The sequence below is a fragment of the Paenibacillus sp. GCM10027626 genome, assembly GCF_042676285.1.
Taxonomy (GTDB): Bacteria; Bacillota; Bacilli; order Paenibacillales; family Paenibacillaceae; genus Paenibacillus_Z.
The window spans coordinates 1-25,678 of sequence record NZ_JBHTHC010000043.1 but is presented as its reverse complement, the minus strand read 5'-3'; the positions used below and the strand labels follow the sequence as shown (position 1 = coordinate 25,678).

The following is a 25,678-nucleotide window of genomic DNA, read 5'->3' as shown; positions in this document are numbered from 1 at the left end:
ACGATGTGAAATGTATCGTTCGAGTCTACTCGAAGGCCACGTTTAGATGGAAATCTTCCTGAAATTTCAAAAAATCTTCAAAACAGATACGGGGAGCCTTAACATTTGAAATTAATCGACGCTCTCCTCAGGTTCGTTAGCCCCACTCGTTACAATTTCAAGTCGGTCGAATTTGCGAAAAGATGCCAATGCAGCATTATTCCACCGACTTTTTAATGCTTTTCAGCCGTTTCATCACATCGTTGGCGCCGCGTCCAAAGTAGTCATGAAGAAGATTGTATTCCTGATAAAGACGTTCATAAATTTCAACATGCTCCGGAATCGGCTTGAAAGTTTCTTCCTTTACCTTGGCCATTTTCTCTGCTGCAGCGATGACCGTGTCATAACCTCCGGCTTCTTTGCCGGCCGCTACCGCCGCGAAGATCGCCGCCCCGAGCGCAGGCGTCTGTTTGGAATCGGCAATCATAATTTCGCGATTCGTCACATCCGCATAAATTTGCATCAGCAGCCTGTTCTTCTGCGGCAGCCCGCCGCAAGCGTACAAGACATCGACGCTGACACCGCTCGAATGGAATGCATCGACGATTTTGCGCGTGCCAAAAGCCGTCGCCTCAAGCAATGTCCGGTATATTTCCTGCGGCTTGGTGAGCAATGTCATCCCGACAATCATGCCCGTCAAGTCCGTATCGACGAGCACCGACCGGTTGCCGTTCCACCAATCAAGTGCAAGCAATCCGGTCTGTCCCGGCTTATACTGCGCGGCTTCCCTTTCCAGCCATGCATGAACGCCTAGTCCCGCTTTGTCGGCAGCCTCTTTAACGTAAGCCGGCAGAGCTTCCTCCACATACCATTCAAATATGTCGCCGACAGCCGACTGTCCGGCCTCATATCCGAATAAGCCTGGGATGATGCCGTCTTCCACGACGCCGCACATGCCTTCGACCTGTTTCTCTTCCGTGCCAAGCAGCATATGGCAGATGGAGGTTCCTATCGCCATCACCAGCTTCCCTGGCGTGACAACGCCAACGGCAGGCACGGCCGCATGGGCGTCGACGTTTCCGGCCGCGACAGCGATCCCCGGGTTCAGCCCCATCATCGCCGCCATTTCCGCTGTCAGACCGCCAACGTTCGTTCCAAGCGGGATGACCTCGCCGCGCAGTCTGGTTTCGGTCAAATCCTCCAGCCGCGGATCGAGCGCTTTGAAAAATTCCTTGCTCGGATACCCTTCCTGCTTATGCCATATCGCTTTGTAACCCACGGTGCAGCTGTTGCGGACAATTCTGCCGGTCAATTTTGAAACAACCCAATCCGTCGCCTCCAGGAACTGGTCCGTCTGATTATAAATCTCCGGCGCTTCGTCCAAAATCTGCCACACTTTAGCGATCATCCATTCCGACGAAATCTTGCCCCCGTAACGCGGGAGGAAGGCTTCGCCGCGTTCCGCGGCAATCCGGTTAATCTGATCCGCTTCCGGCTGAGCGGCATGATGTTTCCACAGCTTCACCCAGCTGTGAGGTTGATCCTGGAGCTCCGGCTTCAGGCACAGCGGCTCCCCTGTATTGTCTACCGGCAGCATCGTGCAGGCCGTAAAATCAATGCCGATGCCGATAATATCCGCCGGATCGATGCCGGAATCGCTGACGACGGCAGGCACTGAACGACGCAGCACTTCGATGTAATCCGCCGGGTGCTGCAGCGCCCAGTCATGCTCCAGCTTTTGGCCCGAACCCGGCAGGCGCTCGTCAATGACGTGATGGGGGTAAGGCGTGACGTGATCCGCCACTTCGCGTCCGTTTGACAGGTCTACCAGTACGGCGCGCCCGGACTGTGTTCCGTAATCCAATCCGATCGTATACTTTTTGCTCATTTGAGTCCCTCCAGCTCGCAAACTTTTATCCTTTTTGACCGTAATAAGCACCTGCTCCGTGCTTGCGCAGAAAATGCCGATCAAGCAGCGTCTGGTCCATCGGCTGGCTGTCCGGGTTCAACTGCAGCATCCGCGCGGTAATTTTCGCCACTTCCTCAAGCACCACAGCATTATGCACCGCGTTCAGGGCGTCGCTTCCCCAAGCAAAAGGAGCATGCATATGCACCAGCACACCAGGAACCTGCATCGGATCGAGTCCCAGCTCTTGGAACCGTTCTACGATCACGTTCCCGGTCTCCAGCTCATAAGCGCCTTCAATCTCCACCTTTGTCATCGGACGTGTCACAGGGATTTCACCGTAGAAGTAATCGGCATGGGTCGTACCCGATGCCGGCAAAGGCCGTCCTGCCTGCGCCCAGCTGGTTCCCCACGGCGAATGGGTATGTACAACCCCGCCGATATCAGGGAATGACCGATACAGCACCAAATGCGTAGGGGTATCGGAAGATGGACGCAAGCTGCCTTCGACGACCCGGCCTTCCAGATCGACAACCACCAGGTCGGCGGCTTTCAAATCCTCGTAAGAAACACCGCTCGGCTTAATGACGAACAGCTCTTTTTCCCTGTCGATCCCGCTTACATTGCCCCATGTAAAAGTAACAAGCCCATGTTTTGGCAGAGCCAGATTCGCTTCCAGCACTTGTTGCTTTAACTCTTCCAACACGTCGGACACATCCTTTCTCTCGTTGGTTGTACGTACAAGTTGTGGCAGGAGAGTCTGCAGTGGGGCAGACCCGTCCTTATTGATCTCAGTTTCTTTTAGCTACGGAATCCCGTACGACCAGCTCAGGTTCGTATATCGTCTCCTGCGCCATCCTTCCCTGCTCAATCATCGCAATCAACTGGCTTGCTGCAGCCTGCCCCATCACCGTCTTCGGATGCGTCAGCGTCGTCAGCTTCGTCCCCGAAGCGATTGCCAGGCTGGAATCATCAAATCCGATCACGGACACATCTTCCGGAACCTGCAGTCCGGTGGCGGCTACTGCCTCCATTAGCTGAACGGCAAGCTCATCGTTGTAACACACAAATGCCGTAGGACGCTTTTCTCCTTCTTCGAGCAGCTGTAATGCCTTCCGGTATGGCAGATCGTTTTTTTCCTCCGTCGTGTAAGTAACGACTTGTTTCGGAGAAACATTGATTCCTGCCGCTTTATGCGCAGCCAAAAAGCCTTTCAGACGGTTAACGCCCTGCAGATCGTCGCGTTTGAAGAAGCCTGCAATCCGGGTGTGCCCCTGCTCCAGCAAATACTGCACTGCCTTATACCCCCCGGCTTCGTCGTCCACCTTCAGACAGGCGCATTCCAGTTCCCGATACTTTTCATTGATCATCAGAAAAGGAATCCCCTTCTCCTGAAGCTCCAGAAAGTAAGCAAGGTTCGGATTGCCCTCGGCGCTTTTTGTCGGCTCGATGATGAGTCCGCTGAGCGGCTCGCTTGTCATCAACTGCAGGCTCTCCATCTCCTTATCCTTGTTGTTGTCCGTACTCGACAACAGGAGCCTGTATCCTTTGCTTCGGAGCTCCGCTTCCGCCCCCCGGACGATATGCGGAAAGATATAGTCAGAAATGTACGTCGTAATTATGCCGATCGTTTTCGCCTGTTCGCCTTCCCGGCGTTCAGGATTGCGGGCAAAGGTCCCCTTGCCTTGAATCCTCTCCAGCCAGCCCTCTTTCTCCAGTTCCCCGAAGGTTTGACGGACCGTTTGGCGGCTCACGCCGAACTGCTCGGCGATCTCGTTTTCCGACGGGACTTGTTCGCCGTACTGCAGCTTGCCCGCTTCAAACCAGGACAGCAGCTCTTTTTTCAATTTCATGTACTTGGGAATTTGTCTATTAGTCATTACTCACCTCAGCGAAACAATACGAGTCTAGAGCCCGCCATGCCCTTCCGATGCTGCCGGACAGGCTCCACTATTAATAGTCATTGTATCATAGGATGGGCGAGTAAAGACATGCTGTCGCTTATCTTAAGCGGTATGCCGCGTCGCTCCACATAAGCTCATTCTTGAAGCGTTGAACTGACGTATTTTTATCAATGATGACGGCTTCAATTCCGGCCATTTCGGCAAAATCGAGGAGATTCTCCGCCGTAATCGCATAGGAGAGAACGGTATGATGCGCGCCCCCGGCCAAAATCCATGCTTCAGCCGATTCGCGCAAGGAAGGCTGCGGTTTCCAAAGTACACGAGCAACCGGCAGTTTTGGCATCGGCCGCTCGACTTTCACCCCGTCCACGACATTGACCAGCAGGCGGAATCGGTGACCCAGGTCCACCAGAGAAGCATTGACCGCTTGACCGTCGCGGCCGTCAAATACGAGACGGGCCGGATCCTCCTTGCCCCCGATACCGAGCGGATGCACTTCAAGCGTTGGACGCGCGGCCGCGATGGTTGGGCATACCTCCAGCATATGGGCGCCAAGAATCATGTTATTGCCCGGCTCAAAGTGGTAGGTGTAATCCTCCATAAACGACGTGCTTTTATTGTCCGCCAGCACTTTCATGACACGCGTCAGCGCCGCTGTCTTCCAGTCGCCTTCACCGCCGAAGCCGTAGCCCGCTGCCATCAGACGCTGGACCGCAAGCCCCGGAAGCTGCTTCAAGCCGTGAAGATCTTCGAACGTTGTCGTAAATGCGCCGAATCCGCCTTCCTCAAGGAAACGTTTCATCGCAATTTCAACGCGTGCCTGATAGGCGATCGCATCCCGCACCGGTCCGCCGCTAAGTCCGGCCTGGGTAATCGTATACTGCTCCGCATATTCATTAAGGAGCGCATCCACTTCGCTGTCGCTGACTTCATTTAACACCTGCACAAGATCGCCAATGCCGTAGCCGTTTACCGACCAGCCAAATTTGATCTGCGCCTCAACCTTATCGCCATCCGTTACAGCAACCTCGCGCATATTGTCGCCGAAACGGGCGACTTTCAAACAACGGCTTGCAGCAAACGCGGCTGCTGTGCGCATCCAGCTGGCAATCGATCCCCGCACCTCCCGGTCCTCCCAATGTCCGACAACGATTTTGCGGGCAATCCCGAGACGGGCTCCGATATGGCCGTATTCCCTGTCCCCGTGCGCGGACTGGTTCAGGTTCATAAAGTCCATATCCATCGTATCCCACGGAATATCGCGGTTAAACTGCGTATGCAGATGGAGTAAAGGCTTCTGCAGCTGTGTCAAGCCAGAAATCCACATTTTGGCCGGAGAAAAGGTGTGCATCCAGGTGATAATTCCCACACAGGTTTCATCACTGTTTGCCTGAACGATCAGGCTGCGGATTTCATCCGGCGTCGTCACAATCGGCTTGAATACGACGGGATACGTAAACGACGCGTCCTGCTCCAACTGTTGCGCAATAATTTGCGAATGCGACGCGACCTGTTCCAGCGTTTCGGGCCCATATAAATGCTGACTGCCTGTTACAAACCAAAAAGAGTATGGTTTCAAATTCACGTGTTAACCCTCCTTAGATGATGCCTAATGCTGCCATTCTTGTACGAACCTTTGATGATAAAATGAATATATTCTTAACTTGTACGTACAACTCGTTATGCCTTTATCTTATTCCTCCTTCTCCAAAAAAGCAAGCAAAACATTTAATCATCAAATAGCGGCACACAGGCGGCTGTCGATTAGGTATCGACACCTGTAAGCGCAGGTGAAGCGGACCTGAGCGGACCGTGGATCCGTTATCTGTGAACAAACGTGTCAGATTGATGAGATGCGGACCGTGGTTCCGTTATTTGACTCGAATCGCCGCGAAATCCCGGCAAAATCAGCATTTAACGGATCGTATGTCCGCTAACCCTCTGAATGAGCCGGGTTTTGGCAAAATAACGGATCGTATGTCCGCATGACTCACAGCTGCCCGTTTCGGCGGAAAAAATCGTTGTCCACATTAAATCGACAGCTTCCGTAGATCCGTTATACGCCTCAAATCACCGCTAAACACCAGCAAAAATCGGCAAATAACGGATCCTGTGTCCGCATCGCTCACATCACAGTTCCCCCCTGCTCACAGATAATCGACAGCCTTCACCGTTCCGTTAGCGTTCGTTCATGCGTCATCAGGTCACTGTGCTCGACAATATGCGGATGAATGCCTGGCTGCGAATTGTTCTTCCAGAAACGGCTATTCCTCATATTCCAGATCGACATCCCGGCACCATTCGATCGCTTTCTGTTTATAACATTCGTTCTGAAATTGATACCACTGGTTCACCACATCAAAATCGTGAATTTTGTTCTTGAATCTTCTGAACGCTCCCTTGCCGTCGATGGCATCCAACAAAGCATCCCGCGTCCGCCCTTCCGGCAGGGAATAGCAAAAGTCTTCCATCATTCCATACTCATTAACGTCATACGACGACGGCAGTTTTTCATAATGCTCAAAATTGAACACGAGATCATACGCGAGCTCCATCTCTTCCCGCCTATCCTCCGGCAGAGCGGCGATCTCCTCCTCCTCCATCTCTTCCGCATCTCGCAAATTCCGGGACGACGTCACAACAAGTTGCCCTGTTCTTCGGCAAATATAAGGCATGTATTCCTCAAACTCCACTCCCATATGGTCAATTACATCTTTCAGTTTTACTTTCATAATCTCTCACCCGGTTTCTATGGAATGTGATGCTGTATCCGCTTTCTATATCATGCCCCATAACGTCCTTTCCTACGAGTTTCTACATTCAGCGCTCATTTCCTTCCAAGTTGGACATTTGAATTATAGACAGCCTCAATAGACAAATGCAGATAAACCGCAAGCAGGCCGCTTATGAGCAGCGTACCTCCCTGCGGTTTAAAATGTTTGATGCAGTATCGCATAAAGCTTCTTGGTTCCTATCACAGTTTAGATCGAATTCGGAACCTTCACATCAGGATTAACGTCAGCTTCATAATCTACACCTTCAGTTTCAAAGCCGAACAGCTGGAAAAATTCACGTCTGAAGCCTTCAAGATCTGTCAGCTCGTGAATATTTTCAGTCGTCACGTTCTCCCATGCCTTCACGATTTCCGCCTGTACATCCTCACGAAGCTCCCAATCGTCGATGCGGATTCGTCCCGCTTCGTCCACTGGCGTCTCTCCTCCAGTGTACAAACGCTCCGTGAATAAGCGATAGATCTGTTCAATACACCCCTCATGGAGGCCCTTTTCCTTCATTGTTTTGTACAATGCCGAAATATATAGCGGAACCACTGGAATCGCAGAGCTGGACTGCGTCACAAGCCCCTTGCTTACGACGACATATGCCCGTCCGCCGCTAGCTTGCAGCTTATCGTTCAATTGCAATGCAGTCGCTTCCAGATGATCCTTGGCTCGGCCGATCGAGCCATCACGGTAGATCGCCCGCGTAATTTCGGAGCCGATATAAGAGAAGGCGATTGTCGTAACATCCTCTGTCAATACTTCTGCAGCCTGAAGACTTTGCATCCAAGCATCCCAGTCATCGCCGCCCATTGTCGCAACAGTATCGTGAATTTCTTTATCTGTAGCTGGCTCAATCGTAATTTCCGTCACTTCGCCGGTATGGAAATTGACCGTTTTATTCGTGAATGTCTTGCCAATGGGCTTCAGAACAGAGTTATATACTTCCCCGGTTTGCGGGTCTGTCTTGCGTGCGGAAGCCACGCTGTAGACAACCAGGTCAATCTTGCCAATCTCGTTGCGAATCAGTTCAATCGTTTTTTCCTTCGTTTCATTGGAGAATGCATCACCAGTTACGCTAAACGATTTGAGTCCGGCCTCCTGTGCAGCCTGCTCGAATGCAGCTGAATTGTACCAGCCGGCTGATGCCGTCCGTTTCTCAGAACCGCTGCTTGGGCGATATACCCCCACCGTATTGGCACGAGCACCAAAAGCCGCAGTAATTCTGGCAGCCAATCCATAACCGGTTGATGCCCCGATCACGAGTACGTTTTTCGGCCCTTCAATCGCCGCCTTGGATTCTACATAATCAATTTGCTCCTTCACCTGCTGTGCACAGCCAACTGGATGTGAAGTCGTGCAGATAAATCCGCGTGTACGTGGTTTAATAATCATAGGATTCATTCTCTCTCTTCCTTTAAAAATACATTCAACTACATGATCTCCTAAATACTTAAATAGACTGAACAAAATCAGCTTATTTACTTATTATTGTACCAGTTTTTGAGGAAACGACAAAGCAAGATTGGAAAGATAGAGACCGGAACAGGTAAATGCTATCCAGACTCGCTCAGATTATTTTTTTATTTCACAAACTCCTCTATATTAACAACACGATCTGCCCATTCCTGATAAAAGGAAGGTTCATGCGAGACGAGAATTACACTTCCTGCAAATTTCACTAACGCTTGCTGTAAAGCCGATTTCGTTTCCGCATCAAAATGATTGGTTGGTTCGTCCATAATAAGCATATTGCACTTCGTAAGCAGCAAACGACATAATTTTACCTTTGATTGCTCCCCGCCACTTAGAGTGTGAATGCTTCTTGATACATGATCCTCTTTCACCCCACACTGGGCCAAATGACGCCGAATTTCCTTTGTACTCAAGCTAGGATAACGATCGGCAATGATTTGAATGGGCGTCTTGGACTCATCCTCCCATTTTAGATCCTGCTCATAGTATCCCAGCTGAACCTGATCAGCGAAGTGATAACTGCCTGCAAGGCATGGGATTTGCCCAACTAAGGTTTTAAGCAGTGTGGATTTGCCGATGCCGTTAAATCCGGTAATGACCAGCTTTTGACCGGACTTCACTTCGAACTTCATGCTTGGGAGCAAAGGCTTCTCATAGCCAACCTTCAGTTGTTGAATCTCAAGAGCTACATGGGCCGTTAACGGAAGTTCCCCAAATCGAATCGTTGGCTTTGATACAAAGGCAGGCGGAGCAACTCGTTCCATGCGCTCAAGCTGCTTTCTGCGGCCGCGAGCGTTTTTGGAATTGACCCCGGCGATATTTTTTCGAATAAAGGCTTCAGTTTGTTCAATCTTTTTTACTTGTGCCTGGTATTTGCGGATGTGCTCCTCTCGCAGATGAGCTTTCTGTTTCAAGAACTCTGAGTACTTGCCGTAATATTTCTTAATGGTCTCCCCTTCAATGTCCGCAATGCACGTTGTTATCTTTTCAAGAAACTCAACATTGTGCGAAACGACGACAAAGGCTTGATCGATTGCAGTTAAATATTGAGCTAACCATTCTACATGACCTACATCAAGATAGTTAGTCGGCTCATCTAGAAGAAGGACATCTGGCTTTTCCAACAACAGTTTGGCCAGGATGACTTTGGTCCGCTGACCTCCGCTCAACATTTGTATGGGACGATCAGTACCTATTGAGTCAATCCCTAAGCCATATACGACTTTGCTAATATTGCTCTCCATCGCATAGAAGTCCTGTGCTTCAAGCATTTCTTGAATCTCGGCAGCCTTTATCAGATATTCATTGTAGCCCGCAACACTCTGTGTATATAGCTCGTTCATTTCTGCCTCAAGCGACAAGAGATCAGAGAAAGCGGACTGCAAATAATCGTTTATGGTGTGGCTACCATTGATTTCAGCATATTGATCAAGATGGCCGATCTTAATATTTGATTGCCATCTCACGGTTCCACTATCGGGAATAATTTCGCCCATCAAGATGCGGATAAAGGTGCTTTTTCCTGTACCATTCTGTCCAACCACCCCTAAGTGCTCCCCTTTGTAAAGTTCGAACTCTACATTTTTGTATAACACTTTATCGCCATAGGAATGTGACATATCACTAACTATAAGTAAACTCATTTCAAATCCCTCACTTTTTGTTTTATAGACAAGAAGAAACGGCTGACGCCATCCCGGCGCGAAGCAAGTTTCTTCCCTAGAAATATAAGCTGTGTATAAGGTGAAACTTATACTTTCTTATATTTTAATAAAAAAAGCAGAAGGCCATCAGCACCTCTTGGTGCAAGCCTTCTGCTTCTTTGTACGCGTCTGGACGGTACAACACACCCCAATTCAGCATAAGCATAGAAAAGGGGTACGATATCACAAAAGGCTGCAGACAAAACCTTGTCTACAGCCTCTTAATCCTTGAACACCGGTAAAAAGCATAGTTAAATAAGCGTGAACATACACACTAAATTTTACCTGCTATTCTACCGATGAAAAAAAGCGGTACGCTTTTTGATTAAGCTCCGGACAACGTTTCATCGTTGTTTATCCATTTGTACGGAGCAGCTTCTGGTATATCGTATAACCGTATTTAAGCCTTTCATAGAAAACCATCCTTTCAATGAACATATTCTATAATGGATGCTCATGCCTTGTCAATGAAAGCAAGTGTTTCCTTTCTTTTAATAGCGGAATGAGCTTCATTCCTCGAACCACCGTCTGCCGCGGCGCTTAATCATCTACTCCAGCTATCTAAGTTTGTAATCGCTAGGCACTTCCATAGAAACTGTAATACATGACTTCAAGAAATTTGCATTTTGTTCTTTGAGTTGTTCAACAGATTCACTAATTGGACTTATTTCAACAAGCTTGTCATAAGAATCTTCTGAAAATTTGCCTGTCTTAAATCCATTTAGTAAAAACTCTCGAATCCAGTTATAGGACGCAAATTGTGATTTATAAACCATAATATTTTGTCCTTCTTGAATTAGGTTTATCGCATCATTGTGCCAAGCATAATCATATCGGTCTACACTGCAAATAAACGGAAGGAAATAATAAAACTCAATAGCCAAGCTAAGATCATTCAATACTTCTGCAAGGCAATCTATCCGTCCATCAAAATATTCTTCTTCGTAGGTTTGAAATTGTTGGATAGCTTTTTCGGTAAATACGCCTATCTGCTCTTTCGTATATGGATAGGGAGTAAAAGTTTCATCCGACTGTTTAATAAAAAAGAATTGCTTATATGAAAAGAGCTCATCCGAATTCCTTTCATTTATGTAATTCAAAACATCATTAAAGAGTTCAAAGTCAGGTAAATCATTTATAGTAAAATCACAATCAAACTGGCCCGAACTTTTCCAACAGTCTATTTTGACCCAATATCCTTTTTTGTTTCCTAAGCGAAGAGCTATTTTTTCCTTAATAACTTCCCAAATATCAAAATTATTGTTGTAAAATCCTTCTGTTGATTCTTTTGATTTTGTGACTTGCCATAATCTCTTTTGTCCGGCAAAACAAGTTGGAAAGCTGGTAAAGCTTATCCCGTTTGCCATGTTTACTAATCCGGAAAAGCTGCCTGCAACAAACCGCTGATTTGCCTTCAGGATTGCTGCTTCAACCGTTGTCCCGAGCCCAGTTAAATTATCTTGAAGTACATTATCCAATTGTGGAGAATCAATAGAATAATAAACTGTAGCAGAAAAATTCTCACCAGCTTGAATCATTCGAATGTGGTGAATTCCTATACTGATTTCTAAAGATGGTAAAATAACCTTCTCCTTATCTACATCTATTTGTCCTGTTTCAGAGAGTATATTGCCAAAAGATTCAAGTGCAAATTGCAGTTCTTGTTTCATCTTTTCCTCCAAAAATTCAAAGTACGGTAATATGATCCAACTTATACAAAAATGCAAAGACCATGTGACTTTTAGGCCTAATTTACTGTATGATCACGAACGGATTCAGGTTAATATATTTTGATATACAATTGAATGAACCCTTTCTTACTGTGATATCAATAAAAAGCAGCAGCTCTGTGTTGTTTATGCCGGCAGTCGAGTAGGAAACTCATTCAATTCATATAAGCAACATGAAAAATATTTTTATGGAGGTATAGTGTATGAAGAGTATGTTTGCAAGAAGAATGGGAACGGTGAAACGTTTTACCTTATTTGTAGTCTTTCTCCTCTGTACTGCGATGCTGATACCCATCACAGCCAATGCAGCATATTACAACACCTATAGCACCGTCGCAACGCTCAAAAATGCAAATAATGCTTACGCCGCACAGGGATTCGCAGTGGGATCTACCTACGTCTATTCCGCAAAAGTCAACAGTAACAATACTAAGGCAGTCATTTACCGTACCAAAATGAGCGACGGAACCACTACGCTCATGACAAACGGTGATAATGGGACAACTTATGCTACCTACCTCGGCCATGCCAACGATTTGGTACTTAGCACAATCGACGGAAAGTATTATATGTTCGTCGTTACCATGAACTCCGGCAGTATGAGTCTCGTGAAACTGAAGTATGTAGGAACGAAATATTACAAAGTTGGTAAGTACACAATCAAATACAAAGGTTTAAACAAATCAATGTCGGGTGTGAAAATTACCAGCAAAGACGCTAAAAACATACACTTTCTCTTCAAATCCGGACGAACCTTATACAGAGGTTCACTCCCACTGACCGCAAACAGCGGTACTATTAATGTAACCGATGGCTTTAACCTAAATATTAAAGATGCTCGGGTCAACGGCAGTACCGTATCTAACATCACCTCGTATGCATTCCAGGGTTTCGGTTATTATAACGATACAATATATGTTCCGCTGACATATAAAAACGTCAGCATTGTACTTGTTTATCATAATATATCTACTGCCTCAGGTACAATAAAAGCAGATAATAATCTGTCATTCCGCGTTACGTCCGCTGCATTTCCTGACCTTTTTGAGATAGAGGGCGTCGGAATCGCCAAAGGGGGTAAACTCTGGTTCAACACCAATCGAAGAACAAAACCGGGTGATACCGCTCACGACGGAGTGCACTATTTCAAAGATTACAGCGCTCCTAAATAATAAATAGCCTCTCAGCATTCGCTGAGCAGATGGGACATCAATGAAAAGGAAACTAGGACTAATTGACTAACGTGAGTGATGAATTTGGCTTGGACAATATTTGTGGGTATTAATCGGATGAACCCCGTTAAAATTTTATAGGCGAAAAGAATCGTTTTTCCGGGAAATGCTTGTACGCCGAGTGTTGTTATAATACGATCAGACCAAGTCAGTAGTTCATTAAAACGAAAAGATCGAAAAAAACAACAAGATCAATCACAATGAATAACGGAGGAAAGTGCAATGAAATTATCGAAGGCGATGATGGTATCGGTTATGTTGGGGAGCGTCTGCCTGCTGGGCATCGGCTGTACGGATCAGGAACAGGGCACGGCGGGAACGTTGGGACAAGCCAAGAAGACTGGTAGCGAAATCCGCATTCCACACAATGAACATTTGCATCTGTCCACCGACAAAAAGTGGATCAACCAAGAGGGACATCAATCCGACCTGATCAGGTTGCAATGGACAGCGGATCGAGCCAAGCCGGCGATCGTCTGGGCTGACGAGAACGACCATGACAAAACGGCGATCATTTCCCACGACAAGGCCAATAATCCGGAGCAGCATGATCATAAACATCTCTCGTTCGAGACGACAATGTCGCCAAACGGACAATATGCGAACCAGCTCTTCACCCGGTTTGAAATTCCCTATGACACCGACGTGAGCGAGATCCGCACCCATTCGTCCAACTTCAATGTGATGAACGGCATTTTGCGGGTAGCGGGGGAAACTGGGACGAACCGTGACCTTCAGTTCAGCGTAGCTGGCAAGGATAATGAGACGACGCCGAGATGGGCCGTCCGGGCGAACAGCTCGAAGGAAGCGGGGAGCAATACGGGGGCCGACCTGCAGTTCGTCCGTTACGACGATGACGGCAACCCGGTCGATTCCGCGATCACCCTGCAGCGTGGCGAGGGCAATGTCGGGATAGGTGTGAATGACCCTGACACCAAGCTTGACGTAAACGGAGACAAGCTGCGCATCCGCGACAAGCATACGCCCGCTTCGTCGAGTGAGCCCTGCAGTCAAGGGCAGATGGCTTGGGACGACCAATATGTATATGTTTGCGTTGCGCAAAACAGCTGGAAAAGGACTGCTTTATCGACCTGGTAACTCGGAAGTTGGACAAGGAGGGGGCAGAATTCTCCTGCCGGTTCATATAGACGCTGCTCAACTGATACAGCCATTTTCTATTCTTCTTTCATCTCTTATTTGTACAATATGAACGCAGGTCCGTTACTCTTTAAAAACGCCAAATAATCAGATTTAGCGCCCCCCTGTCTTCCCCTTTCTTTTTCCCGAAAATTGAAACTTTGTCTCGCCTCGGAACGTATACCCATTATCTTCTATTTTTTACTCTAAACGAGGTGAAAACATGACGCTGATAGATATTGTACCTTATCATCCCGATTATGCGGAAAAGGTAGCTGAAATGTGGAACCGGAGCAACGACGAATGGGGCGGGGGAACTTCCGTCAGATCGGCCGAACAAGTACGGCAAAGCGAGGAAAACTCGGATGCCATCTCGGTGTTTCTTGCCATTTGCAATCAAGAAGTCGTCGGATACTGCAGCTTGGGCGAATATCGCCAGGACACTGGTGCGTTATATATTCAACTGCTGAACGTTCGGCCGGATTTTCACGGCCATAAGATTGGCAAACGGCTCGTGCTGCAGGCGATCGAAGAAACGATCCGCCTGGGGTGGCCGCGCGTCGACCTGTATACCTGGGAAGCAAACATGAAGGCCGTTCCCTTGTACAAGAGATGCGGTTTCTTCTGGGAAGACCGCGAAGATGCGGTGCATTTTATGAATTTTATTCCGCAGGTTGCCGCCTGTGAAGCGCTCGCCCCCTATTTTCGCGAATTTGACTGGTATGCCGACCTGAAACGGACGATTGAAATCAAACCGGACGGGCAGAAGGTGAACGGATTCGAGACGTACACTTACGCCTGGGAGGGTGACAACGGCCAATCGCTACGCGTCGACATTGAACGCAGAAGCCGCGGTATCTGCCTCATCGAGACGGAAGATTTTTTGCTGTCCGCCACAGCTGAGCAAGCCGAACCAGTATTTGGCAACGATTATAAAGTCAAATACCGCATTGTCAACAAATCGGGCGCGCCGCTCAAGCTTGAGTTCCAGGGTGAATCGGACCGCAACATCACGTTTGATTGGCAGGACGAACTGCAGGTGGAAGGCGAACGGCAGATCTCGGCAAGTTTTTTCGTCGGCGCAATAGAGGAGCCGCAGAGCGAATGGCGCACTTGCCCGGCTGTACAGACCCGGGTTCGTATTAACGGATCTGAAGCGCTGCTGAAGGTCGGCATCGTACCGAAGTTTCCGGCCAGCGTCAAAATGAGCGTTCCAGCAGTCAGACATGCGATAGGCGGCAATTATATGTTGTATCTGGATATGCAAAATCATTTTGCGCAGCCGGCCGCGTTTTCCTTCACCCTGCCTGGTACCGCCTGGCTTGCGCTCGAACAGCAAACCTTCGAAACGAGGCTGCAAGCGAAAGAGCGAGTCTCGCTGGCCGTTCCTTATCGCTTGCTGGATTATGGCTTCTACCAGGCCCGGCCGCAAATTCGGGCCGTTCCGGACAACGGGCCTGAGGTGCTGTTTACCTCTACCGTCGGGGGCGCTTTCGGCGGGCCCGGCGCGATGGCTGCGGGAGAAACAGATAGCGGCTGGATGGCCTGGAACGGAGGGCGCAGTCTCCATTACGACAAGGATCATAACGAGATGTCGTTTCGGACTGTGAGCCGGAAAGACGAAGAAATTATGCTGTTGCCGCCCTCCATCGGCAAACCGTATTCGAGTGAATTTACACGCAAGAAACCGTTGCGAGTCGAAATCTGCGAAGAGCGCGGCGCGATCGGATTCCGCCATACGTACCGGTCGGACGCTTTTCCCCAACTTCTGCTGCATCTTTGCACCCTGCTCTACGCCGACGGAACGGTAAAGCTGTGGCATGAGTTGGAAAACGACTCCGGGGCGCCAGTCTCCCACGAGGTCTGGATCTCCCAGCGTATCCGCTCGGACTTGTACCGGCTGGTGCTGCCTTACGGCGGCCGTATCCTCGAATTGACCGATTCTCACGGGAACGATCACGAATATTGGGACAGCGCCAAGGTCAGCGAACCGTGGCTCTTTGCCCGCAGCGGCCAAACCCCGTTCGGCATCTGTTGGTCCGGCAGCCACCGAATGCGTTTCGGAGAGTGGTATTTGGAGCTGGAAAGTGTCGTCGAATCGTTGGAACCCGGAGAAACGAAAGCTGCGGAAACGATTTTCATGTCGATAGGCGGCTTTGACGATTGGAACGAATTCCGAGCGTTTGCCTTGAAACTGGCCGAGCCGGAAACGCCCCCGCTGCCGAGCCGCCATATAGAGTTGACGGCCAATGAAGGAAACCCGTTCGTGCCGTCGGATGTGCACGAAGTGACAGTTGCGCTGCATGATGTCAAACAGAACGTATGGGAAGGCGAGTTGTCCGTCTCTTACGCAGGCGAAACCCGTCCGGCAGCCCAAAAGGTGTTGTCTGCGGATGAAGAAGCCGCGGAAGCCTCTTTTGCTTTGCCGTCCCCGTCGTCCCTTTGCAGCGTCATTCAGCTGGATGCTCGGCTTGGCCCGCAGCAAGAGACGTACTATAGCGCATTGTTCCCGGTGTCGTCGGCTCCCGTCCGCCGTTCCACGTTCACGGAAGCAGAATACACGGTATATGAAGCCGACAACGGGATGATTCGGATTTCCGCCGCGCCGGACTATTATCCCGCTCTCCGGTCGCTTGCTGTGCAAGGTCAGGAATGGCTCGCCTCCGGATTTCCGGAATATGGGATCAGGTCCTGGTGGAATCCATGGATCGGCGGTTTAACCGATCAGTTTGACGGTATGAGCGCGGCGTCGGTTCGCAAGGAAGAACATTCCGCCAGCTTCGTCCACATTGCCGACGACAAAGGCAACGTCTGGTCCGGCATCCGAATTCGCCAGTCCATTCAGCAGCACGAAACCTACAAAGGAACGATCGTGGACAGTTACTACCTGCTGCTCCCTGGAGCGCCGGTACTCGCCTATATGACCGATATCCGTCAAAACACAGGCACTTATTTGGAAAAATCGGCACTTAGCGAGTTGTTCCTTCGCTATGACGAATCAGGATCTTTCACTGAGAATGGCGAATCTGCAGCACCTGGCAAGTCCGGCGATTCTGGATCGTTCGGCGAGTCTAGCGAGGCGGGCGGCGGCTGGCTGCGAACCTTTGCACCTGACGGCAAAATGCTGCGTTACGCCATCGGCAAAGACGAACTCAACGTGCGCGAAACGAAAAACTACGCTTTCGGCTTCGAGGGCCGAGCCGGAGTGATGCAAATTGTGACCGATGAAACGGTCAACCGCCCTTCACTCTATACGAACAAGGACATCTGCTGCCTGTCGTTCTCGCGGAATGTTCGCTTGCCGCACGGAAACGCATTCCGCTCGGCCCCGGTTTTTTTCGTCTTTTCAGATGCGCTGCTTCCCGCCGAGGGGCTGGATGCTTTACGCCGGGTATCCTTTCCTCTTATACTTGAATCTAACTACATGGAAGGAGCGCAGACCGAATGAAAGTGATCGATGCACATATGCATTTATCCCATATTGCTTCATTTAAAGAAACGGCGGCAACCCGTTCATTCGTCGATTATTCCGTTGAAGGCCTGCTCCGCGAATACGCCGCGCAAGGCGTCGTACTGGGCATCGGAATGGGATTGACGGAATCCGCCCCTGGAGGCTTCCCGGATCGGGAAGCCTTGACCCCGATGGGGCTCGATATGATAGCGGCAGCTTTTCCGAAGCAAATCGTCTACTGTCCAGGGGTTAATCCTTTCAAACTGGACAATGCCGGACTGGACGAGCTGGAACGGTCTTTGCAGCAGCCGGAGGCGGTCGGGATCAAAATTTACCTCGGCTATTATCCGTTCTACGCCTATGACAGCGTCTATCAGCCGGTATATGAGTTGGCGAAACAATATCAAGTACCGGTCGTATTCCATACCGGCGATACGTACTCAGAACGCGGCTTGTTGAAATATGCACACCCGCTGACGGTAGACGAAGTGGCCGTCGAGCACCGCGAAGTCAATTTCATGATGGCCCATTTGGGCGACCCCTGGGTGCTCGACGGAGCGGAAGTCGTGTATAAAAACCGCAACGTATTCGCCGATCTGTCCGGTCTGATCGTCGGCAATGCCGCCGAATGCGCGCGGCTGAAAGATGCTCCGCTCGTATTCGCCCATCTGCGCCAAGCGCTGGCTTACAGCGGTCAATACGAAAAAATGCTGTTCGGCACCGACTGGCCGCTTGCCCCGGTAGAACCTTATTTGCAATTCGTCCAGGAATTGATTCCCGAATCCTGTCACGAGCATGTCTTTTATCGTACTGCCTTGCGGGTGTTTCCCAAAATCGCCCCGTTGGTCGGATAGCGGTCGTCCCGGCTGATCAACTGATCGAACAGTCCTTTCGGGATCCTGGACAAAGCAATAATTGCACATTAAGCCCACCCTTGATAAGGGTGGGCTTTTGACAATCAGCGTAGTTATGTGTTAACATCTACCTAACGATAGGTAGAAAAGGTGAGATAATGAGTAAAAGCGAAACAACAAGACAAAAAATACTTGAAACGACCACCTGGTTAATCGGACAATATGGAATTGAAAAATCTTCACTTTCCATGATCGCTAATTCTGTAGGCATACAGAAACCATCCATATATTATTATTACTCGTCAAAAGAAGAACTAGTAGACGCTGTATTCGCTTGGATGTTAGAGGGATATAGTTTTGAAAAATACTTTCCTATTAATGAGTATACGAAAGAGAATTTTGTAGAGAAGATTGTTAGTGACGGCTTGCAATTGTTGGGTGAAGAATCTGCAGATACACAAATGCTTGTTGTCCAGGTATTAAATGAGTTTCTTTTATATGGAAACCGGGAATCTTCACATAATAAAGAGTATCGTATAAAAATTAAAGCCGTACAGGAAGGGTTTATTGACGGTTTTATAAGATTACTACAAAAAGGGGTAGAATTTGGTCTTACTGATTCAAAAGGATTACGTGAAAAAGCATGTGTATTAGCATTAACACTTGATAACTTACCAAACTATCCGATGATAGGAATTCAATTAGATGTTGCAGCTGTATGGAGACAAACCATTACAAGTGTATTATCTAAAAAAGGGTGAATTTAAATGAGTGATAATCATACATTATTAAATTTTTCAAAAATGGATAAGGTTATCTTGTGGCTTGGTTTCCCGCTTATCGGTTTAGTGTTCGGCTGGTTTTTTCCGAGTATTGCGCAATGGGGCAGTTCCTTGCCTTGGGTACCTTTCCAGGGACCTTTAAAACTAATTGCATCCTATAATGGAGCCTGGGTAGGCATTGTTACAATGATCCTAGGTTTGATTGCGGGAATTGCATTGACTCTTTTCTCTTTTCATGAAAGCTTAGAAACGTCTGTATACGATGATAAAGTTATATTTAAACTTAGAGATGATGAAATTGTTTTCAAAAAGAAAAATATCTCCCTTGTATTTATGGATAAAAAGCAATTGGTATTATTAGGTGATGATGAGAAAGAACTTTTTCGTTGTAAACAGGAGGTTAATAAACGCACAGTAGGTGCTGCCTTTATAAAACATAATTATTTTTGGAGCGAGACGGACCCCTTTAAAAAGGATTTTACAACATGGGTTGTGGATTCTCCTGACCTGTCACCTGCTGCAAATGCTCTATTAAAAGCAAGGAAAATAGCAATTGAAAAAGGAGATGATGAGGAAGCTTTTCAGTTGGCTAAAGAGCTTTGGAAACTAAGAGTATCCGTAAAGGAAAAGGATAAAAGGCAATTTTACCGATAAAAATCAGCAGGCTCTTGCATCGTAATATTCAGGAACCGCTGCTTGATGCCCCGGAGAATGAAGTCTAGCCTATAAGGAAGTGAACATAATGACAAATCAACCAAGTCAAGTAAGTAGTATGCCTTTATTTTCACAAACGATAACGGACTTTTGGCGGGCCCAATTTTTAAACGGAGACGTCCTCTATAGCGATGAAGTCTTTACTGTCGCCATCACCCCGGAGCTGGACAGAGACAGCCGGGTCATGGTGCTGGAAACCACCGACGGCCGGGTTATGGCGGTCCTGACGCCTGCGCTGGCCGATAAGGCAGGCCTTTATCAAGAGCAAGACCTGTCTGAGGAGATCTTTCGCCGGAAATTGAATGAAGCAGGAATCACTCTGCATGGCGCAGATTATCTTTTTTATTTTTTAGAAGCCGATAAGAACGCATTACTGCAAGAAACCCCGGAAGGCGGCTTGCGCCGGTTAACAGAGCAAGATGATGTGGTTTTCTCCGAGTTGGAGTCCTCTGCCTCAGAACAAGACTTGGATGACGCTTATGTGGAATTAGATCACTGGGCGGTCTTCGGCTCTTTTGAGCAAAACCGCCTGGTCAGCGCCGCCAGCATGTATCCCTGGGAGGACAATGCGCAAATTGCGGATCTCGGCGTACTGACGCTGACGCCCTTTAGAGGAAAAGGTCACGCCCGCAAAGCGGTACGTTCTATCTGCAAGTACGCCTATGAGCAGGGATACGAACCCCAGTACCGGCTGCCAGCTCGATAACCAGGCGTCGGTGTTGCTGGCTAAAGCGGCGGGTTTGACGCTGTTTGGAAAGTGGGACGTGATTTCTCCCGACTCCACTGACTAAGAGTCCGGCTCAAATGAATGAGCAGCCAGGCTTCAGCCGAAGCCCTGTTCTTACAAAGACCAGGGCGATTTGCTGTTCCTCTCCATACTCCCGTTTTTTCGAATGCGCGCAACCTTCGTCTACGCCTATGTTCTCATGAGACGCCCCTTCTGTAGAACGAACCGAAGACCGCAAAAAAAATCAAAAAAAGCCTATTCATTTTCGATATGCTTGAAATGGAAGGAGGAGGTGAGCAGATGATGCAATACGAATCAACAATTCAAAAAACAATCGATTGGATCGAAGCCCATTTACACGAAGAAATTTCGGATAGTGACATTGTTGAACGTTCAAACTTCTCCAAGTATCACTTTCACAGGATATTTCATTCATCTGTTGGATTGTCCGTTGCAGCCTATATTCGTATGAGACGGCTTGCAGCAGCAGCGGTTACTCTTCTTCTTACAGAGGAACGGATCATTGACATTGCTTTGTATTTTCAGTTTGAATCACAAGAAGCATTTACGCGCGCATTTAAAAAAGTGTATTATTTACCGCCAGGCCAATACAGAAAGCTAATGTCTACTATCGTAACCAAAAAGGAGGAAACGTGGATGGAAAGAGACATAGAAGGTTGGTTTTTAAGTGGAAGTCATCCGTTTAACTATGAAATGGGGATAGACCGGGAGGTTGTGCACCAAGGAAGTGCATCCGGATATTTAAAATCTAAAACGGTGCAGGACGCTTCGGAATTTGCGACCATGATGCAGCAATTCAAGGCAGGTAAATATAAAGGACAGAGAATTAAACTTTCCTGTTTTATTAAAACAAACGATGTCCAGCATTTTTCGGGGTTATGGATGAGGGTTGATAATGCTGCAGGAGATACTCTTCAATTCGATAACATGAGTAATCGGCCGATTGTGGGAACAAATACATGGAATCATTACGCAGTTGTTCTGGATATACCAGAAGATAGTGCTACGATTTCATTCGGAGTTCTATTATCAGGTTTGGGTCATGTTTGGATCGACCAATTTTCTTTTGAAAAAGTGAACGAAAGCGTGGAAACAACAAACTTGGAATCCCGTCCAGTCCTTTTGGACGAGCCAACTAATTTATCATTTGAAGAAAACATATAGGGACGGGTTTACTTCTTAATTATACATCCTATTAGTTTAATAAAATGAGCAGGCTGCCGCGGCGCCTGCTCATTTTTTAATCATTAATTCATTCATTGCCTCAAAACCTTTTCCAGCTGCATTATTGAGCCTGCTATCACCAAATTGTGTAAGGCAAATGTCATCGGATAAATCTCGTGATGGAATTTTTTCTCCACAAATGAATAAATTATTCTTTAATTCCTTGGAGACATACTCCCACTCAAAGTCCCATGGCATTCTATACCCAGTTAAATACTGGGTAATGGGGTATTGTATGTCGCCAGCATGAGGGCACGTTGCTTTTTGGATAGTCCAAATCCTTGGCTCTCAAGACTGATAAGTTTTAGTTTCCTTCCGATGATTGGTGCTTAATGACAGCTTCTTTTGCTATAAGGACAATATCATCCACATCGGAAAACTGACGCTCAATAGATGCTAGCGCCTTCAGTAAAAAAAGGCCAAGATTTTTATCTCCTAGGTATAATTCCGTTTCGGCGAAAAATTCCATGTCTTTGAGTTTTTCTATATTCTTTTTACTATTGATGTTTTTAGGGAATTCGATGTATTTATGGAGGGATAAGACTGAATCTTCGCCCTTGGATTTAAAATCGTGAACAATTCCATTGAATATGGTGTCTTTGAATCCTTCCTTGAGCCTGCCTTTTTCATTCAATGCATCCGGATGAAATGTCGCCAAATATTTTTCGTTTCTTATGGCCTGCTCATTAATGATGTAGGTAATTTTTTCTTCGTCAAGAATCTTTATTATTTCATCAATTGACTTGAATCTTAGTCTTGCAAATCTTGCCGGAGAAAATTGCTTGCGCAAAGAATCTTCATTGTTTGAAAGATATGCCCTAAAAGAAATTTCAGAATTTCCTTCCAAGAGTTCTTTGAAATAAACAAGATGCTTTTCATCTACCATATCTGCCTCCTGCACTTCTTGAGCTTTTGGGTATATTATGGTCATGCATCATTTTGCCTTTTTTCCGGAAACACGCACATCGGTTTTCATGATCTTCGCCATAGGTGCGCCACTTTGCTTTTGAGCAATGGCGTCAGCATGAAAAAGGTTCAAGAATGGTTAGCTCAAAGTGATTATTCCACCACAGCAAATATTTATTCTCACTTGGAGAACAGCTCCAAAGTATCTTCAGCAAATACAATGCATGAAGTAATAAAAGAAATAAAAAAGCTCATTAGAAATAATTTCTAATGAACCATTTGTTAATTAAGTTGGTACCGGTGAGAGGACTCGAACCTCCACCCTTTCGGTCTCGATTTTGAGTCGAACGCGTCTGCCATTCCGCCACACCGGCAACTATAGTAGAGTACACATCATCCACGCTGGTAATCGTATTACTAAAGGGCTATCGTGCCAGTTTTCCGCACCGAATTTACGGAAGTTGACGAGTTGGTCGCGACGGAATGGGACGCGTGCGGTTTCGGGTCAAATGGCATAATCTAGATTGATCACCTTCTCTTCTTTTTCTTTTATTTTTAATTCAATTAGTTTCTGATACAGGAGGTTTTTGTGATATAACCTCGCATAAGTACCTGCTATAAACATTAAGCCTATTATTACAACTAGAAAAATAAGAATAGAGATTCCATCATCAATTGTTAATGTCTTTTTAATTAACTCTGTATAAAACGTGATCATGAAACCAACGACAATCGCAATAAAACCAATTTGTTTCATGTTTTCAATTGTCGCATCAATATCCGCTTTTAGTAAAATGAGTTCATTTAATTTGAATTTTTCCAGAATAACAACTGCCTCTCCCAATGAAATAACTTTTGCTTGGAGATCTCCCTTCAAACGGCGAATTTTTCTTTTCTTTTGCCGATCCTTTATAAACTTCATGCAGGACTCCCCCTATTCTATTAACTATATCGGAAGAGAATGGTGATTATATGAGTGTTTTTACATTAGAATGTCTGGTACACGTAGTCTCAGCATTATACATAAGACACGCGCGAAGGTTGGCGGATTGACGATGAGATACGATTCTCGATGGTCATGACGTCGACGACCAGCGCTTCTGGGGTTGGACACTACACGGCTTGCTTGACTTGTGGAGCCTGACATCACAGTTACGACTTCGTGACGACCGTCCTTATTCGTTCGGTTATAGCCCCTATCAGCGGAATTGAATATATGGCGCATGGTGCTTCCGCATAACTGTTTGAACGGGACGAGTCGCTGTTTCGCTCCTCTCCCAACGATATTTTTATACCGTAGAAGATCGCGTAATAATCGATCGTAATCGACCAAAGTCGAGCGCGGAGTACCGAGAACACCGCGTAAAACTGTCGCGTATTCCTAAAACGCAAAAAGCCGACTGCCCAAATCGGGCAATCAGCGTATAAATCATCGTAATCTTAAGAGTTTTTGGTACCGGTGAGAGGACTCGAACCTCCACCCTTTCGGACTCGATTTTGAGTCGAGCGCGTCTGCCATTCCGCCACACCGGCACATTATTAAGTTACTATGGCGTGCTCTAAGAGATTCGAACTCCTGACCTTTTGATTCGTAGTCAAACGCTCTATCCAGCTGAGCTAAGGGCACAAAATATTTTGTGGAGGCGCCACCCAGACTCGAACTGGGGGTAAAGCTTTTGCAGAGCTCTGCCTTACCACTTGGCTATGGCGCCATATTAATTTGGAGCGGAAGACGGGAATCGAACCCGCGACCCTCGCCTTGGCAAGGCGATGCTCTACCGCTGAGCCACTTCCGCAAAATGGCTGGGGATCAAGGATTCGAACCTTGGCATGACGGAGTCAAAGTCCGTTGCCTTACCGCTTGGCTAATCCCCAGCATTGAAGATGAATGGGGCGATCGAGGGGAATTGAACCCCCGAATGTCGGAATCACAATCCGATGCGTTAACCACTTCGCCACGACCGCCACAATAGTTCTACTGGCAGGGGCAGCAGGAATTGAACCCACACTAACGGTTTTGGAGACCGCTGTTCTACCTTTAAACTATGCCCCTAAAAACTGGTGGAGGATGATGGATTCGAACCACCGAACTCGGACGAGAACAGATTTACAGTCTGCTGCGTTTGGCCACTTCGCTAATCCTCCATGGATGGTGCCGCCGAGAGGACTTGAACCCCCAACCTACTGATTACAAGTCAGTTGCTCTACCAATTGAGCTACAGCGGCATATTAAACTTTCAATGGTGGCTCGGGACGGAATCGAACCGCCGACACGAGGATTTTCAGTCCTCTGCTCTACCGACTGAGCTACCGAGCCGAACCAGGTAAACTGGCGGAGCCGACGGGATTCGAACCCGCGGTCTCCTGCGTGACAGGCAGGCATGTTAGGCCTCTACACCACGGCTCCACACTAAATAATTTGGTTGCGGGGGCAGGATTTGAACCTGCGGCCTTCGGGTTATGAGCCCGACGAGCTACCGGGCTGCTCCACCCCGCGTCATCTATTGCTTAAATGGTGGAGGCTGACGGGATCGAACCGCCGACCCTCTGCTTGTAAGGCAGATGCTCTCCCAGCTGAGCTAAGCCTCCATATTAATTGCGAACAAGTTATATTGTATCATGTTTCTCACTAGAAATGCAAGCATTTTTTTTGGTGACCCGTAGGGGATTCGAACCCCTGTTACCTCCGTGAAAGGGAGGTGTCTTAACCCCTTGACCAACGGGCCATACGCTTTCATTTCGCTTGCTTCATGTTAAGTATACTGGCGGAGAGCGAGGGATTCGAACCCTCGATACGCGGTTAACGTATACACGATTTCCAATCGTGCTCCTTCGACCACTCGGACAGCTCTCCATAAATGGCTCCCCGAACAGGACTCGAACCTGTGACAACTCGATTAACAGTCGAGTGCTCTACCAACTGAGCTATCAGGGAACATTATACAGTAGTGTTATTACACCCTGAAAACTGGATACGAACTGGAATGAAAATCTTTAGCTGTGTTTATGCTTCCGAAGCAAGTGTTCACTTCGTGAAACTTTTTAGGATAAGCCCTCGACCGATTAGTATTCGTCAGCTCCACACATTGCTGCGCTTCCACCTCGAACCTATCAACCTGGTCGTCTTCCAGGGGTCTTACTAATTGGGAAATCTC

19 protein-coding genes, 17 tRNA genes and 1 rRNA gene are annotated in these 25,678 nt (G+C 47.6%); 9 read left to right on the top strand and 28 right to left on the bottom strand.

Annotated features, from left to right (window positions below; genetic code table 11):
- Window positions 1-196 precede the first annotated feature (196 nt).
- The 8 genes from ACFQ0N_RS37485 to ACFQ0N_RS37450 form a co-directional block, all read right to left on the bottom strand.
- Window positions 197-1,867: a ribulokinase gene (locus tag ACFQ0N_RS37485; RefSeq protein WP_379335463.1), complete on the bottom strand. Its 1,671-nt coding sequence runs from the start codon at window positions 1,865-1,867 to the stop codon at window positions 197-199.
- A 25-nt stretch (window positions 1,868-1,892) separates the two neighbouring features.
- Entirely contained in the window at window positions 1,893-2,591 is a 699-nt protein-coding gene (gene araD, locus ACFQ0N_RS37480; RefSeq protein ID WP_379335461.1) for an L-ribulose-5-phosphate 4-epimerase, read from the bottom strand.
- Between the two features lie 85 nt (window positions 2,592-2,676).
- Window positions 2,677-3,765, bottom strand: coding sequence for a GntR family transcriptional regulator (locus ACFQ0N_RS37475; protein ID WP_379335459.1), 1,089 nt, complete (start codon window positions 3,763-3,765; stop codon window positions 2,677-2,679).
- A 121-nt stretch (window positions 3,766-3,886) separates the two neighbouring features.
- The gene (gene araA / locus ACFQ0N_RS37470; protein ID WP_379335457.1) at window positions 3,887-5,374 is read right to left on the bottom strand and encodes an L-arabinose isomerase; all 1,488 of its coding nucleotides are present in this window, start codon (window positions 5,372-5,374) and stop codon (window positions 3,887-3,889) included.
- 679 nt (window positions 5,375-6,053) lie between these two features.
- Window positions 6,054-6,521, bottom strand: a complete 468-nt coding sequence (locus tag ACFQ0N_RS37465; RefSeq protein ID WP_379335455.1) for a UPF0158 family protein — start codon at window positions 6,519-6,521, stop codon at window positions 6,054-6,056.
- Between the two features lie 249 nt (window positions 6,522-6,770).
- Window positions 6,771-7,961, bottom strand: coding sequence for an enoyl-ACP reductase FabV (gene fabV, locus ACFQ0N_RS37460; RefSeq protein WP_379335453.1), 1,191 nt, complete (start codon window positions 7,959-7,961; stop codon window positions 6,771-6,773).
- A gap of 188 nt (window positions 7,962-8,149) precedes the next feature.
- Window positions 8,150-9,685 carry an ABC-F family ATP-binding cassette domain-containing protein gene (locus ACFQ0N_RS37455; RefSeq protein WP_379335451.1) on the bottom strand — a complete coding sequence of 512 codons (1,536 nt, stop codon included), beginning with the start codon at window positions 9,683-9,685 and terminating at the stop codon, window positions 8,150-8,152.
- A gap of 617 nt (window positions 9,686-10,302) precedes the next feature.
- Window positions 10,303-11,415, bottom strand: coding sequence for a DUF6348 family protein (locus ACFQ0N_RS37450; protein WP_379335449.1), 1,113 nt, complete (start codon window positions 11,413-11,415; stop codon window positions 10,303-10,305).
- A gap of 263 nt (window positions 11,416-11,678) precedes the next feature.
- On the opposite strand from ACFQ0N_RS37450, the gene ACFQ0N_RS37445 reads away from it, so the two are divergent.
- From ACFQ0N_RS37445 to ACFQ0N_RS37410, 8 genes are all read left to right on the top strand, one after another.
- Window positions 11,679-12,647 (top strand): hypothetical protein, encoded by a 969-nt coding sequence (locus ACFQ0N_RS37445; RefSeq protein ID WP_379335447.1) that lies wholly within the window; start codon window positions 11,679-11,681, stop codon window positions 12,645-12,647.
- Window positions 12,648-12,929: 282 nt separating this feature from the next.
- On the top strand, window positions 12,930-13,805 hold the full coding sequence (locus ACFQ0N_RS37440) for a hypothetical protein (RefSeq protein WP_379335445.1): 876 nt from the start codon (window positions 12,930-12,932) through the stop codon (window positions 13,803-13,805).
- Window positions 13,806-14,067: 262 nt separating this feature from the next.
- Complete coding sequence (locus ACFQ0N_RS37435; protein WP_379335443.1) at window positions 14,068-17,292, top strand: GNAT family N-acetyltransferase; 3,225 nt, start codon at window positions 14,068-14,070, stop codon at window positions 17,290-17,292.
- Complete coding sequence (locus ACFQ0N_RS37430; protein WP_379335441.1) at window positions 17,289-18,149, top strand: amidohydrolase family protein; 861 nt, start codon at window positions 17,289-17,291, stop codon at window positions 18,147-18,149. Before ACFQ0N_RS37435 ends, ACFQ0N_RS37430 begins: the two co-directional genes overlap by 4 nt.
- A 158-nt stretch (window positions 18,150-18,307) precedes the next feature.
- Window positions 18,308-18,910, top strand: coding sequence for a TetR/AcrR family transcriptional regulator (locus ACFQ0N_RS37425; RefSeq protein WP_379335439.1), 603 nt, complete (start codon window positions 18,308-18,310; stop codon window positions 18,908-18,910).
- A 6-nt stretch (window positions 18,911-18,916) separates the two neighbouring features.
- On the top strand, window positions 18,917-19,585 hold the full coding sequence (locus ACFQ0N_RS37420) for a YqeB family protein (RefSeq protein WP_379335437.1): 669 nt from the start codon (window positions 18,917-18,919) through the stop codon (window positions 19,583-19,585).
- 88 nt (window positions 19,586-19,673) lie between these two features.
- Window positions 19,674-20,351: a GNAT family N-acetyltransferase gene (locus ACFQ0N_RS37415; protein ID WP_379335435.1), complete on the top strand. Its 678-nt coding sequence runs from the start codon at window positions 19,674-19,676 to the stop codon at window positions 20,349-20,351.
- A 324-nt stretch (window positions 20,352-20,675) separates the two neighbouring features.
- Entirely contained in the window at window positions 20,676-21,557 is an 882-nt protein-coding gene (locus tag ACFQ0N_RS37410) for a helix-turn-helix domain-containing protein (protein ID WP_379335465.1), read from the top strand.
- Between the two features lie 364 nt (window positions 21,558-21,921).
- On the opposite strand, the gene ACFQ0N_RS37405 is transcribed toward ACFQ0N_RS37410, so the two are convergent.
- Window positions 21,922-22,503, bottom strand: a complete 582-nt coding sequence (locus ACFQ0N_RS37405) for a hypothetical protein (RefSeq protein ID WP_379335433.1) — start codon at window positions 22,501-22,503, stop codon at window positions 21,922-21,924.
- Between ACFQ0N_RS37405 and ACFQ0N_RS37400 the strand changes: the two genes are divergently transcribed.
- Window positions 22,486-22,794 (top strand): tyrosine-type recombinase/integrase, encoded by a 309-nt coding sequence (locus tag ACFQ0N_RS37400; protein ID WP_379335431.1) that lies wholly within the window; start codon window positions 22,486-22,488, stop codon window positions 22,792-22,794. The two genes, ACFQ0N_RS37405 and ACFQ0N_RS37400, sit on opposite strands and share 18 nt — an antisense overlap.
- A 21-nt stretch (window positions 22,795-22,815) precedes the next feature.
- On the opposite strand, the gene ACFQ0N_RS37395 is transcribed toward ACFQ0N_RS37400, so the two are convergent.
- From ACFQ0N_RS37395 to ACFQ0N_RS37305, 19 genes are all read right to left on the bottom strand, one after another.
- Window positions 22,816-22,897 (bottom strand) — tRNA-Leu (locus ACFQ0N_RS37395).
- A 131-nt stretch (window positions 22,898-23,028) separates the two neighbouring features.
- Window positions 23,029-23,445, bottom strand: coding sequence for a hypothetical protein (locus ACFQ0N_RS37390; RefSeq protein ID WP_379335429.1), 417 nt, complete (start codon window positions 23,443-23,445; stop codon window positions 23,029-23,031).
- A gap of 529 nt (window positions 23,446-23,974) precedes the next feature.
- A tRNA-Leu gene (locus ACFQ0N_RS37385) sits at window positions 23,975-24,056 on the bottom strand.
- Window positions 24,057-24,073: 17 nt separating this feature from the next.
- Window positions 24,074-24,150: transfer RNA gene (locus ACFQ0N_RS37380), tRNA-Arg, on the bottom strand.
- Window positions 24,151-24,161: 11 nt separating this feature from the next.
- A tRNA-Cys gene (locus ACFQ0N_RS37375) sits at window positions 24,162-24,235 on the bottom strand.
- A gap of 9 nt (window positions 24,236-24,244) precedes the next feature.
- Window positions 24,245-24,319 (bottom strand) — tRNA-Gly (locus ACFQ0N_RS37370).
- 4 nt (window positions 24,320-24,323) lie between these two features.
- Window positions 24,324-24,398 (bottom strand) — tRNA-Gln (locus ACFQ0N_RS37365).
- Between the two features lie 14 nt (window positions 24,399-24,412).
- Window positions 24,413-24,488: transfer RNA gene (locus ACFQ0N_RS37360), tRNA-His, on the bottom strand.
- Window positions 24,489-24,502: 14 nt separating this feature from the next.
- Window positions 24,503-24,576, bottom strand: a tRNA-Trp gene (locus ACFQ0N_RS37355).
- A gap of 6 nt (window positions 24,577-24,582) precedes the next feature.
- Window positions 24,583-24,668, bottom strand: a tRNA-Tyr gene (locus tag ACFQ0N_RS37350).
- A gap of 5 nt (window positions 24,669-24,673) precedes the next feature.
- Window positions 24,674-24,749: transfer RNA gene (locus tag ACFQ0N_RS37345), tRNA-Thr, on the bottom strand.
- Window positions 24,750-24,764: 15 nt separating this feature from the next.
- A tRNA-Phe gene (locus ACFQ0N_RS37340) sits at window positions 24,765-24,840 on the bottom strand.
- Window positions 24,841-24,853: 13 nt separating this feature from the next.
- A tRNA-Asp gene (locus ACFQ0N_RS37335) sits at window positions 24,854-24,930 on the bottom strand.
- 13 nt (window positions 24,931-24,943) lie between these two features.
- A tRNA-Met gene (locus tag ACFQ0N_RS37330) sits at window positions 24,944-25,020 on the bottom strand.
- Between the two features lie 16 nt (window positions 25,021-25,036).
- Window positions 25,037-25,112: transfer RNA gene (locus ACFQ0N_RS37325), tRNA-Val, on the bottom strand.
- Window positions 25,113-25,174: 62 nt separating this feature from the next.
- A tRNA-Glu gene (locus tag ACFQ0N_RS37320) sits at window positions 25,175-25,249 on the bottom strand.
- 37 nt (window positions 25,250-25,286) lie between these two features.
- A tRNA-Ser gene (locus ACFQ0N_RS37315) sits at window positions 25,287-25,377 on the bottom strand.
- 5 nt (window positions 25,378-25,382) lie between these two features.
- A tRNA-Asn gene (locus ACFQ0N_RS37310) sits at window positions 25,383-25,458 on the bottom strand.
- 108 nt (window positions 25,459-25,566) lie between these two features.
- Window positions 25,567-25,678: ribosomal RNA gene (locus ACFQ0N_RS37305) — 23S ribosomal RNA — on the bottom strand; the annotation flags it as partial.